At 48.8% G+C, this 12,411-nt stretch carries 13 protein-coding genes and 1 riboswitch; of the genes, 11 read left to right on the top strand and 2 right to left on the bottom strand.

The annotated features are described in order from the left end of the window. The first annotated feature begins 200 nt into the window (after positions 1-200). The 3 genes from FC96_RS11410 to FC96_RS11400 are packed head-to-tail and all read left to right on the top strand — an operon-like array spanning position 201 to position 2,501. A complete protein-coding gene (locus FC96_RS11410) occupies positions 201-857 on the top strand; it encodes an ABC transporter ATP-binding protein (protein ID WP_054661186.1) in 657 nt (218 codons plus the stop codon). Next, positions 854-1,609 (top strand): ABC transporter permease, encoded by a 756-nt coding sequence (locus tag FC96_RS11405; protein ID WP_054661187.1) that lies wholly within the window; start codon positions 854-856, stop codon positions 1,607-1,609. The genes FC96_RS11410 and FC96_RS11405 overlap by 4 nt, the downstream gene beginning before the upstream one ends. Positions 1,610-1,625: 16 nt before the next feature. Continuing rightward, on the top strand, positions 1,626-2,501 hold the full coding sequence (locus FC96_RS11400) for an oxidoreductase (RefSeq protein WP_056943088.1): 876 nt from the start codon (positions 1,626-1,628) through the stop codon (positions 2,499-2,501). A gap of 32 nt (positions 2,502-2,533) precedes the next feature. On the opposite strand, the gene FC96_RS11395 is transcribed toward FC96_RS11400, so the two are convergent. Next, complete coding sequence (locus FC96_RS11395; RefSeq protein WP_056943087.1) at positions 2,534-3,397, bottom strand: LysR family transcriptional regulator; 864 nt, start codon at positions 3,395-3,397, stop codon at positions 2,534-2,536. Positions 3,398-3,951: 554 nt separating this feature from the next. Beyond that, positions 3,952-4,053: riboswitch (TPP riboswitch) on the top strand. 100 nt (positions 4,054-4,153) lie between these two features. Here FC96_RS11395 and thiM point away from each other — a divergent pair. From thiM to FC96_RS11370, 5 genes are all read left to right on the top strand, one after another. Further along, entirely contained in the window at positions 4,154-4,954 is an 801-nt protein-coding gene (thiM, locus tag FC96_RS11390) for a hydroxyethylthiazole kinase (RefSeq protein ID WP_056943086.1), read from the top strand. Continuing rightward, positions 4,951-5,781, top strand: a complete 831-nt coding sequence (thiD, locus tag FC96_RS11385) for a bifunctional hydroxymethylpyrimidine kinase/phosphomethylpyrimidine kinase (RefSeq protein ID WP_056943085.1) — start codon at positions 4,951-4,953, stop codon at positions 5,779-5,781. The genes thiM and thiD overlap by 4 nt, the downstream gene beginning before the upstream one ends. Further along, positions 5,768-6,415 carry a thiamine phosphate synthase gene (thiE, locus tag FC96_RS11380; protein ID WP_054661191.1) on the top strand — a complete coding sequence of 216 codons (648 nt, stop codon included), beginning with the start codon at positions 5,768-5,770 and terminating at the stop codon, positions 6,413-6,415. Before thiD ends, thiE begins: the two co-directional genes overlap by 14 nt. 177 nt (positions 6,416-6,592) lie before the next feature. Beyond that, complete coding sequence (locus FC96_RS11375; RefSeq protein WP_056943084.1) at positions 6,593-8,158, top strand: hypothetical protein; 1,566 nt, start codon at positions 6,593-6,595, stop codon at positions 8,156-8,158. 115 nt (positions 8,159-8,273) lie between these two features. Continuing rightward, positions 8,274-8,648, top strand: a complete 375-nt coding sequence (locus tag FC96_RS11370; protein WP_056943083.1) for an Ig-like domain-containing protein — start codon at positions 8,274-8,276, stop codon at positions 8,646-8,648. 319 nt (positions 8,649-8,967) lie between these two features. Here the strand turns inward: FC96_RS11370 and FC96_RS11365 are convergent, their stop codons facing one another. Next, positions 8,968-9,366: a winged helix-turn-helix transcriptional regulator gene (locus FC96_RS11365; protein WP_056943082.1), complete on the bottom strand. Its 399-nt coding sequence runs from the start codon at positions 9,364-9,366 to the stop codon at positions 8,968-8,970. A gap of 102 nt (positions 9,367-9,468) precedes the next feature. On the opposite strand from FC96_RS11365, the gene FC96_RS11360 reads away from it, so the two are divergent. The 3 genes from FC96_RS11360 to FC96_RS11350 all read left to right on the top strand — a co-directional run bounded on the left by FC96_RS11360 (position 9,469) and on the right by FC96_RS11350 (position 12,354). Continuing rightward, the gene (locus FC96_RS11360) at positions 9,469-10,431 is read left to right on the top strand and encodes a 2-hydroxyacid dehydrogenase family protein (RefSeq protein ID WP_054661194.1); all 963 of its coding nucleotides are present in this window, start codon (positions 9,469-9,471) and stop codon (positions 10,429-10,431) included. Between the two features lie 222 nt (positions 10,432-10,653). After that, positions 10,654-11,571: an ABC transporter ATP-binding protein gene (locus FC96_RS11355; protein WP_056943081.1), complete on the top strand. Its 918-nt coding sequence runs from the start codon at positions 10,654-10,656 to the stop codon at positions 11,569-11,571. Positions 11,572-11,577: 6 nt separating this feature from the next. Continuing rightward, positions 11,578-12,354: an ABC transporter permease gene (locus tag FC96_RS11350; RefSeq protein ID WP_054661195.1), complete on the top strand. Its 777-nt coding sequence runs from the start codon at positions 11,578-11,580 to the stop codon at positions 12,352-12,354. Positions 12,355-12,411: the final 57 nt, after the last annotated feature.

The following is a 12,411-nucleotide window of genomic DNA, read 5'->3' as shown; positions in this document are numbered from 1 at the left end:
ATAAGCCCCAGTGCCGAACCAGCATGGCCGCCACCACAATTTCCACACCGCGATTTCTGCAACACAAACATATCAGTGCTGTACTAATATGACTGCCTCACCAGCTCAACAATGTAACAGCAAAAAACAATAAGCTCGGCAGTGGCTTCACAAAATAGAATATGGCACAATTGATCTATTAAGTTGTTGGAGGAAATGCTATGGCGTTGATTGAATTGCACCATATGGGTGTGACCCGGGGTGGGCAAGAAATATTAAAAGATGTCAACATGATGGTTGATAAAGGCGAAATGGTGACAATCACCGGGCCGTCTGGTAGCGGAAAAAGTACGTTGGTTCGCGTGATTGCGTCGTTAATGTCAGAGACGAGTGGCGAAGTGCGATATGATGGCAAGCAAGTCTCAGAGTATGATCCGGTGATGTATCGTAGACGCGTGTCTTACAGTATGCAGCAACCGACATTATTTGGGGATTCTGTCCGCGATAACCTGGCGTTTCCGTACGACATTCGCAAGGTTACTTTTGATGAGAAGCGGGCAATTGAGGGCCTCGAGGCCGTTAAGTTACCGAGCGATTACTTGGATAAACCAGTGGATCAATTGTCGGGTGGTGAGCGGCAACGTGTGGCCTTGTTACGAAACGTGATGTTTCACCCGGAAACCCTGATTTTAGATGAAGTGACGGCTGGGTTAGATAGCGCCAATAAGGATGTGGTTCATGACATTATTAAAATGTTTAACGAGACAGACCATATCACCATTTTGATGGTCACCCACGACCAAGAGGAAATCACGGCGGCCAACCGGCTTTTGCAAGTTGAGGCGGGCCGGATTATTTCTGGAGGTGAGCTGGCATGAATTTAGCTGTAAATAACCAGTCGTTAGCACTGGCGTTTGGCTTGGTTTTAATTGGTTTATTTATTGGGTATCGAGAAAAACTCGGTATTGATAAGGATATGATTATCGGCGTGATTCGAGCAATTATTCAATTAGTCATCGTCGGTTACTTATTAAAGTCCGTTTTTCGACTGAATATCGTGTGGGTGACGCTAGCGTTAATGCTGGTGATCATTGTAAATGCTAGTTATAATGCAATGAAACGAAGCAATGGTCTTTCTAAAGCGTGGCCAATTTCATTTTTAGCAATCTTTGTCAGTACCGGGGTCACGCTAGGGGTCCTGGTGGCAGCGGGGGCCATTAGGCTAATTCCAGCGCAGATGATTCCGATTACGGGGATGATTGCGTCAAATGCGATGGTGGCCATTGGCCTGTGTTATAAGAATATGAACCAAACGTTTCATGACCAACGCCAACAAGTGTTGGAGAAGTTGGCACTGGGAGCGGATTTGAAGGATGCGTCGATGAGTATCGTCCGGACGAGTATTAAGACGGGGATGCAGCCGACCGTGGATTCGGCCAAAACGGTGGGGATTGTCAGCCTACCGGGAATGATGTCTGGCCTTATTTTCGCGGGTGTTGACCCAGTTCACGCGATCAAGTACCAGATTATGGTGACGTTTATGTTGTTGTCGACGACGAGTATTTCGGCGGTCATTGCCTGTTATTTAGCGTACCGTCAGTATTATAATGAACGTAAGCAACTGATTTAACATTGGAGGGACTACTATGGCACAACGACCAGTCGCGCTGGTAACAGGCGCAAGTTCAGGAATTGGGTTTGAAATCGCTAAGCATCTTAAACGGCATGGGTTTAACGTGTACGCTGGGGCTAGGCGAGTGGCTAAGATGAATGCGCTTGATGATATCGGCATTCACACGATGTATCTGGATGTGACCGATTCTGACAGTATAACGGCGGCTGTTAGCCAGATTGACGTTGATGAAGGCCGCCTTGATGTGTTGGTCAACAATGCGGGTTATGGCTTATTTGGGGCGTTAGAAGAGGTCCCACTAGAAAAGGCCAAGGCCCAATTTGACGTCAACGTGTTTGGGCTAAGTGAAATGACGAAGCGGGTCTTGCCATTGATGCGTCGCCAACGGGCAGGGCGGGTCATTAACGTGAGCTCCGTTGCCGGAAAAACAGCCACACCACTGGGCAACTGGTATGGTGCGTCCAAGTATGCGGTTGAAGGATTATCAGATAATTTAAGGTTAGAACTTGCGAATTTTGGCATCGATGTTGTCGTGATTGAACCAGGGGCGACAACTTCTGCGTGGGCGGCGACGGCTGGTGATCAGCTCGCAAGTGTCGCTCAGAATGGCCCGTATACAAAACTCTCTGCAGAAGCGGCCGCTTTCTTGAAAACCATTGCGGCCTTCGGGTCCGATCCCGCCTTGATTTCAAGGGCTGTGGTTCAAGCAGCAACGGCACGGCGACCAAAAACCCGCTATGTACCAGGAGTCGCAGCTAAGGCTGAAGTGTTTGGCCGGTGGTTGTTATCTGATCGCATGATGGACAGCGCAATCCGGCAGCTGGGGAAACAATCGTTAAGGTATCAGACCAGCCGAAAGGAATCGAAAGCAACGCAGCAGGATAATTAAGCATAAAAAAAGTGTCGTCTTTTCAGACGGCACTATTTTTGGGCTTGAAAGTAAGCGAGAAACTTTTGGGCCTGCTGACTGAGCTTGCGATTTTTAAGCCAAATTAAGGTTGGGTGGCCGATCACGGCCGGTTGTAGTGGCACGGTGGTAAGTGGCCCATCAAACGAGGTACCTGCGTAAAACGCAACACCAAGTCCTTCATCCACCATAGCAGCAGCGGTGGACTCAAGGTTAAAGCTACCACGGATTTGAAGGTTATCGCTTTCCGGTGTCAACCAGCCACTGAGTGGGGTGGTATCAATGTTTTCGGGAAGTAAAAGGGGCTGGTCCATCACGTCTCTTAAGGTGACCCGGTCTTTTTGGGCCAATGGATGGTCGTTTTTAACGAGGAGGTACCACTGATCCGTATTATTGAGCGGTAGACTGTCGTAGTCGTGATTTGCTGGTGGATTGGCGCTAATAAAAAAGTCGTATTTGTCTTCTTCAATGCCGAGTGGCAGGGGGTCTAAGCTCGTGTTTGTGCTAGTGAGGGTCACGGATGTGTTTGGAAAATCGGTGACAACGGATGATAGCGCTTTAGAAACTTCACGAACAACCGAGGGTTCGGAACACGAGATGCGGAGGGCTCCCGTAGACGATCCATTCCGTGGAACGCCCGCTTTAATCCGACCGGCGTCTTTTAGTAGGGCTTGGGCTTGATCATAAAGATACGAGCCAGCGGGAGTTAAAACAAGTTCGCGATGGTGCCGTTCTAGTAACCTAGTCCCGAGTTCATCTTCGAGTGCTTTGATTTGTCGAGACAATGCAGGTTGACTGATTCGCAAAACGATAGCTGCTTGACTGAAACTGCGTTCGTGAGCGATTACGACAAAGTGACGTAAAATTTTCAGTTCCAAAGTAGTTCCCTCCTGTATGGGTACACACATTTGAATAATTTGTGGCTATTATATCATCAATTCTTTGTTGTGTGGGCGATTCTATAAAAATCTCTAAGCCAAATAGCATCCAATTTTCATTATTTTGGTCGACTTAATTAAAAACGGTCTAGAAGCGATTGAACAGTATTTTGTACTTGTGTCTTTTATGATGTTTTGTATTTATTGTATTTAAAATAAGTATTAGACATTATTGGAACGGGAACGGTAAACTAAAACTAACCGAAGGATTACGGCAAAAAAACACAATGATCGGCCGAATACCTCGACGTTCATTGCTGCATGCCAGCCTTTCGGTTTCCCTGTCTACTGGTGGGTTTTACCCACCTTTGGGCCTACTCCTATTGTGTGGTGACACACGAAGGGATCTCATTGGCCTCCCCCGGTTAGAGATCTCAACTAGCTGTTCTTTCATTTCATTGGATGAAGGAACAGTTTTTTATATCCATTTTTAGTTATTTTAACAGCGGCTCTGGGGTTGTTGACGTTTCCATGCAGAGCCTGTATGATGAGGGAAACAACACGAGGGGCGCCGATTTTGGCTGAGATGTGATTCACTCACGGTCCCTTTGAACCTGTAAGGTAATGCTTGCGAAGGAACGTGTGCAACAGCGGCCGGGAAACCGGACAAGGTCGAACCAAGCGAGTGCTTAGGGGCGGCCTTTTTTTGCGCTCTTTACCCGGGTTGGTTGTCAACAATCAATTGGAGGGAAAATCATGGAATTAAGTTTATTAGACGATATTCGCCAACAAAACCCAGTGGTCCTAAATATTTCCAATTTTGTGACCGTTCAGGACGTGGCAAACGGTATCAATGCCATTGGCGCATCGCCCATTATGTCTGAGGAGATTGCGGAAACCGAAGAAATGGTCGGCATTAGTCAGGCCGTCGCTTTAAACCTGGGGGCGTTTTCTGAACCCCAAGTGGCCCATATTCTAAAAATGGGTCAAACGGCCAACGCGTTGCATAAGCCAGTTATCATTGATCCAGTGGCTGTCGGCGCCGTTCAGTACCGCAAGCAGGTGGCTGAAGAATTAATGGCCCAATTCCAAGTTGACGTGATTCGGGGTAACGCCGGTGAGATTGCGGCCCTTGCGGATATTGCTTGGGAAGCCAAGGGCATTGACGCTGGGTCTGGCAGTGGCGACCTCGTTGCGATTGCCCAAGCAGCGGCCCAAAAGCATCATTGTGTCGTGATATTAAGTGGTGAAACGGATATTATCACCGATGGGCAGCACGTGGCTAAGGTGTTCAACGGGACCCCGCTTTTCCAGTTACACGTCGGGTCTGGCGATATGTTGAGTAGCCTGGTTGGTGCGTTTTGCGCTGTCACTACTGATTACTTTGAGGCGGCGCAAACGGCCTGCCTCGTTTTTGCGGCAATCGGGGAACTTGTGGCCAATAAACTTGAGGCTGAACAGCCGGGAACCTTTTCGGTGCGGTTGATGGATGGCTTGCACCTGACCAGCACTGATGAGATTCAAAAAATTGCCCGATTTGAGGTGGTCGACGCATGACAGAGGAAATGATTAACACGTTTCCGCAAACCCTGACGATTGCGGGGACCGATTCCGGTGGTGGCGCTGGGGTGATGGCCGATCTGAAAACCATGCAGGAACGGCACGTTTTTTCAACTGCGGTCATCGTGGCCGTGACGGCTCAAAATACGTTGGGTGTTCAAGACTTTATGGCCATGCCTAAGCAGTTAATTGACGAGCAATTTGCCTCTTTAGCGGACGACTTTGCGATTAAGGCCTGTAAAACGGGGATGTTGGCGGATGCAGAACACGTGCATATTGTGGTGGAAAACCTGAGGAAATATGACTTTGGTCCCGTGACTGTCGATCCCGTGATGATTGCTAAAGGTGGCGCTGCGTTGCTAGCAGATGACGCGATTGAAACGGTTAAGACCGAACTGTTGCCACTGGCGACGATTGTGACGCCGAACTTGCCGGAAGCGGAGCGCCTAACAGGAATGACGATCAAAACGGCAGCTGATATGCGGGCGAGCGCGGTCAAGCTCCGTGACCTTGGGGCGCTTAACGTGGTCATTAAAGGCGGCCATAACGGTTCAGACGAGGTCAGCGACTTTGTTTTGTTAGCGGATGGTGCCGAGTTTTGGTTGTCAGCCCCCCGAGTGGATACGATTCGGACGCACGGGACTGGCGATACGTTATCGTCTTGCATCACAGCTGAACTCGCAAAAGGGGCGAGCGTTGAGGCTGCGATTCGCACGGCGAAGGATTATGTCGAGGCCGCGATTCGCAACACCATTCAAGTGGGCCACGGGCATGGCCCGTTAAACCACTGGGCATACGGGGAGGCACATCATGACAGTCTTTAATGCCGACTTCTTAAAAGCTTACTTTGTGTGTGGTAGTCAAGATGTACCTGGAAAATCGTTGGTTGCCGTGGTTCAAGCGGCGCTAGATGCTGGGATTACGGCCTATCAATTTCGGGATAAGGGGCCTCAGTCAACCTTAACGGGGGAGACGCGACGGAAAACAGCCCAACGACTTCGGGACATGTGTGCCGACGCGGGGGTCCCGTTTATCGTTGATGACGACGTTGCGCTCGCGCAACAAACGGCGGCTGATGGCATTCACGTTGGACAATCAGACCAGCAGATTCAGTCCGTTGTTGAGACGGTGGGCGGGGCCATGTTTATCGGCCTATCCTGCTCGAATGCGACGGAGATTAAGGCGGCCGATCAGATTGCCGGGATTGACTACTATGGGAGTGGTCCTGTTTTTCCAACCGGGTCGAAGGCAGATGCAGATCCAGTCATTGGCCTGGCAGGGTTGAAGTCGCTGGTGGCGATGACGTCGCGACCAATTGTTGCCATCGGCGGGATTCAGGTAGATCAGGTTGATGCCGTGATGAAAACGGGCGCGAAGGGGTCAGCCGTGATTTCGATGATTGCCCAGAGTGACGATATTGCCGCGACGGTGGCTAAGATGCGAGCGGCACATGAATAATCAGACCAATACTAGCAGTGACGCGAAAAAATAACTTAAATTCAAGTCAAGGATGATCTGTGATAGGGTCATCCTTTTTTTTAATGATTAAGCATCTTTCTGGTCAACGCATGATCGTTCTTGTTAAGCTTATGGTGTTGATAAAGAACACTCGACATTCAAATGGAGGTATCTCAGATGAAAAAAGGCCTTAGAAGGACACTGTTTATCGGAATGGCGACCCTCTCCGTACTTGCGGTTGGGACCCTTTCTCAGTCAAAAGATGCCAGTGCTAAAAGTTATCCGACGGTGCAGTATAACCGGACGATGACTAGTGATGGGACGGAACGAAACGTGATCACAACGGGGAGCAACGCCCTTTACAATAAAGCAGGGACGCTACGAGGTGCCCGCAAGATTGCGACGACAACAACGATGCGTTACTTAGGCAACTCTGATAACTCTCGAAATTACTTCCGCGCCTACCGGGTAGCCCGGACGAGTCGTGGTTCTATCTACTATAAAGTTGTGAGTTTTGATCAAAAGTACCGGGGCTGGATCTACGGTGGGCGCTCAGCGCTTGAATTTGGCGGTGGCATTCAGTCTACCCAAACCACGCGACCGACTTCGCTGACGGGTGATGAGGCGACAAAGACCTATCAGTTTGCGAGTCCTGGAACAACTAACGTGACGTGGCAGTATCCAAGCTGGACGCAGTATAAAGCCGGAAAAGTGATTGGTTCAACGGCCTCGTATGCGACCGACGACTTAACGATTGATCGGGCCGTGACTAAGACGCGAGAAGGGTCTAAGTTCTACTATGTGAGGAGCGCGCAACACCCAAGCATTAACGGTTGGATCTACAGTAAAGCGGTGAAGCAAAAGACGGGTGCGTATGATGTGAATAAGCAGGTTCAAGTCACTTTCAAGAATCCGGCAACCAACACCACGGTGGCGACAACGCAGTGGACGAATCCGTTATCGAGCTCGAAGCAAAATGACGATGTGACGACGGCCTTTAGCACGGATGTTCACAACGTCAATAGTGCCTTAATGCGGGCGATTCCGTCGGGCTACACGTATGATGTCACCAACCCAAGCAACGTGGCAACGTTACAAAAAGTGTTGGTTGGTCAATCCATTGTCCTGAATGTTAAGCCAACAACCGGTGTAAACCAGTTTAGCCTGACTGATGCTGTGGTTTACAATAACCTCACCACAGTCGAACCAAACCAATCAACGGTAAGTAGCGTTCGACGAGCTTATCAGAGTCAAATTCTCGGAAGCCTGGGCCTCCCGTATTCCTATGACGCGTCGGTTGCCAATAATACCCCGGGAATTTTACGCGACCTTGGAAATGGCAGAACCTTTACGGTTGGTAGCGAGACCTATACGGTGAAAGTATCGTTCTCTAATGCCAACGTGGCCAATGTTCAGTTGATTCGGGGCACGGTGAGGACGCCGGAGTTGAGTTTCACAATTGCAAATAATGTCACGACCCTCTCCAAAGAGCAAAAAGAGCTTGCTGAAACCGCGGTAAAAGCGGGTTACAACCACGAAATCAGTTCAGTCCAAATTTGGTCAACGATGACGGAGAAGCAGATCAAGGAAGCCTTAGAGGATGGCAAGTCAGGTTTCAAAGTAACCGCCAAAGATACTAGCAGTAACAATAAGGAATATGTTTTAACCTATTCTGTTGAAGTCACTGAAACAGCAGAAACACCTAAGGTTAAGTTGACGCTGACTAATGTGACGCCCACTTGATTGACGGCGTAAAGAAACCCCAATTTCGGGTTTCTTTTGCTTTTAAGTCCCGTTTAAGGCCCTTCCAGTAAAGTGATTATCAAGTTAGATAACCACGACTAGGGAGGGCCTTCCAATGAAAAAATTAATGATCATTGCAGCAACACTTTTAGCCGTTATCACGGTTGCGCTGACGACATACGGCGGTGATATGGTTCTTAGCGAGATTATAACGGCGCGGGCGGCCACGAAGATTCAAGTTAATCAGCCACTTGAAAGCACTCACAAAATCACCGGTCGAGCCAAGGCTGGGGCGACTGTTGTCGTTAAAAATGACTTGGGTGAAGTCCTAGGGACCACCACTGCCACTCAAGGCGATAAGTTTACGATTGAAACTGATGAAGTCCTGGAAGCTAAGGAAAAATTGGAAATTCTGATTAAATCAAATGGTCACACGGAAAAGGTGACCATAAAGACTGCCCCAATTGTTCATCAGGTGGCGACCCAATAGCAATAGTTAAGACGCCCACTAGAATGGTTAAATTCTGGTGGGCGTCTTAATTTGGGTGGGACCAACCTTAATAAAATCGTGATGGAATTGTCATAACTTTTAAGCCGGCGTTAAGCTCCAAGTTTGATAATTAACGTATCCTAAAACGAAGGGGATGACACCCATGGTGATTTTAAATTCAATTCACGCCGCTGTGACGGCCGGCGCCCAAACGGTGGCCAACGATGTTGACGCCGCCGCCCACTTTATCGGGCAGGTTTTCCACTAAATCAAACCCATTCAATCATCAAGCAGTAGCAGTCGGACAGCGAGCCGACTGCTACTTTTTGGTTTGGCCTAAACCAAAGGTCACCGGCTGATTTTGCAGCTGAGCCAGCCGGTTGACGCCCCAGTCATACATGGCGTTAATGATGGGCATCAGAGACTCGCCCAAGGGAGTGAGCGCATAGGCGACCTTGACCGGGGCACCGGTTTCCACCGTCCGCGTCACCAGGGCGTCGTTGGCGAGTTCCTTGAGCTTCTCGGCAATTTCCTTATGAGAGGCTTTGGGCAACAACCGCTGCAATTCGCCAAAGTAGTAGCGCCCCTCTTGACCAAGGTGATACAAAATATTGATTTTCCACTTGCCGTTAAACATCGATAGGGTGAGTTCTTTGGGGCAATTATAGAGGCCCCGAGCCAGTTTGTCCTGGACGTCTTTTCTTACTGTATCAGTCATAGTTAAGGCTCCTTTCGTCGGTTACCAAAAAGTGCGTTCTTGTGAATCCGCTTTCTTTATATCATAATGGACTTGGAATCAATTGAACAGGAGGGAATTCTAATGACTAAGGTATTTTTAAGTGCAAAGTTACCCGAATTGGCAACTGACGTATTGAAGCAAAGTGGCATTGAAGTTGCAACCTATGAGGGTGAAGGCTTGATTGGCCACGACGAACTGGTCGCAGCTGTTGCGGATGTTGATTATTTAATTACCCCGTTATCAACGACGGTTGATCAAGCGGTAATTGATGCGGCGCCAAAGCTAAAAATTATTGCGAACTTTGGGGCGGGCTTCAACAATATCGATACGGCCTATGCCAAGCAAAGGGGAATCGTGGTGACCAACACGCCAGCCGTTTCCACCAATGCTGTGGCGGAAGTGACCATTGGGCTGATGTTGGCTTTGAGTCACCGGATCGTTGAGGGTGACCAACTGATGCGGTCGACGGGGTTCGATGGTTGGGCGCCACTGTTCTTCTTGGGTCATGAAATTGCGGGAAAAACGTTGGGGATTGTTGGTTTAGGTAATATCGGTAGTGACGTGGCCCGCAAGGCTAATGCTTTGGGCCTTAACGTTCAATATTACAAGCCTAACCAGTTATCAGACCCGGAAGAACGGTCAATGAGGGTAACCTACGCGCCGTTTGATGAATTGGTCAAGACGAGTGATTTCATTACGATTAACGCGCCTCAGACGCCTCAAAACCACCACCAGTTTGATGCTGCGGTCTTCAAACAGATGAAATCAACTGCCGCTATCATTAACGTGGGTCGTGGGCCGATCATTGACGAGGCCGCCTTGTTAGCCGCTTTAACTGCCGGTGAGATTGGGGGGGCTGCACTAGACGTGTATGAAAACGAACCCCACGTTGCTGATGGTTTCAAGGCGCTGAAGAACGTGATTTTAACACCCCACGTTGGGAATGCGACGGTGGAGGCCCGGGATGCGATGGCTAAAATCGTGGCCGATAACGTGGCCTTGGTCGATCAGGGTCAGCCGGCCAAGTACGTTGTGAATCGGTAGTCGCTATATTAAGTCAATTGAATCGGTGTTTACTGCTAGCGGGGACCACAGCCAGGTCGCCGCTTTTTTGTGCTCGCGATTGCAAGATTTTTAACCGATTCAAAATAGGTGTGTGGCCTGTCGGAGCATTGTATTAGGCGGCTTTACTGCACAGGTGTCAGTTTGCATTGAGCCTTATCGTATGATTAAATGAAACCAACCTATGAAGTATGGAGGCATCTCATGAGCGAAATCTTGACCATTTCGAACCTGAACAAGAGTTTCGGGTCAAAGAAAGTGCTGCACGACGTTTCACTGACAGTTGAAACGGGTCACATCGTGGGGCTAGTTGGCCCGAACGGTGCGGGGAAATCAACGATTATGAAAACGATTCTCGGGTTGATCAACTATCAATCCGGCGACATCAAAATTAACGGACAAGTGGTTTCACCCACGAGTCACCAGGCGTTGAGCAAGGTGGGGGCCTTGATTGAATATCCGGGGCTCTACCCGTTTTTGAGTGGCTGGGACCATTTGCGATTATTTGCGGATGGTGACAATCGGCTCGAACACATGCAAGACATTGTGTCCAAGTTGAAAATGGACGGTTATATTAAGCAAAAGGCGAAGGGCTACTCCCTTGGGATGAAACAAAAGCTGGGGATCGCCATGGCCTTGTTGAACGATCCGGATTTGGTAATCTTAGATGAACCGATGAACGGGTTGGACCCGCAAGCTACCAAGGATTTACGGGATTTGATTTTGGATGAAGCAAAGGATGGCAAGACTTTCCTGATTTCCTCTCATATTCTCAGCGAACTTGAAAAGCTTGCCCAAGATCTCCTGATCATTGATCACGGCTCCATCATCCGCCAGACGACGATGAGTGAACTATTAGCAAGCGGCGGCAGTTTCATTGACCTGCAAACGTCAGATGACCAAGCTGCCCGCCAAGCCTTGCAGGCAGCTGGTTTTGAACTGACAAATGACGCTAGCCTCCGGGTTGTTCTCACGGATAGCGATGATAACGCGATGACTAACGTCTTGGGGACGTTGAACAACGCCGGGTTGACCGTGAAGGATGTTAAGCATGAGGAAGGCAGCTTGGAAAGTTCGCTGCTCGACCTGCTAGCTCACGATCAAGATCAAGTAAAGGAGTAGTGGTTTATGTTAACGCTAGTAAGACAAGAATTATTTAAATTAATTAAAAAGCGTAGTACGTGGATCACGACGATTATCATGTTAGTGACCCAAATTGGGCTGGCTATCTGGGCAAAGACAACGCCGAAGGTGCTTGATCCCAGAGCGGTGTTCGACCAACAGTTTTTCGGGGTTGTTTGGTACCTGTTCTTCCTGATTGCGGCGGCGGCTTCTATTATTACCATGGAGTTTCAGTACGGCACCATTAAAGAAGTCCTGTACCGCAAGTATTATCGCGGCGAAATTATGGTCAGCAAGTGGCTCACCCTATTTATTTATAGTCTTTATTGGGTTGTCTTATCCTGGGTTGTTTCAATGTTACTACGAGCCGTCTTGTTTGCCGACAAGATTGATTTAGGCGCTAAGGTGGCCAATGGCAACACGGTATTGATGGACTCGATCCAGCAAACAGCGGCTAGTTTCTTGACCCTGTGGCTATTGTTAAGCTTGGTGTTGCTGTTAGCAAACCTGTTCAAAAATTCAGCCGTTGCCGTTTCGGTCGGGATTGTCGGTTACTTCGTGACCCAGACGTTAGCCTCGATTTTAACAATGTTGATCCATAAGTGGGCTTGGCTTAAGTGGAATCCGTTAACGATGTTGTTTTACCCATCGCAGTTAAGCTCTTACGATATGTACCATGCCATGACGAAGTTAACAAACGTGCAAATGTTTTGTGGGAACGTCGTCTACATTGCCATCTTCCTTGGCTTAGGCTACTGGATTTTTAAGAAACGTAGTGTTTAATCCAGATTGAACTCGTGAACGACGCTCGCTTAGGAGCGTCGTTTTTTTGTTCGCGTC

The sequence above is a fragment of the Secundilactobacillus kimchicus JCM 15530 genome, assembly GCF_001433995.1.
In the GTDB taxonomy this organism is placed as follows: Bacteria; Bacillota; Bacilli; order Lactobacillales; family Lactobacillaceae; genus Secundilactobacillus; species Secundilactobacillus kimchicus.
This window is presented reverse-complemented; position numbering and strand designations above follow the sequence as displayed.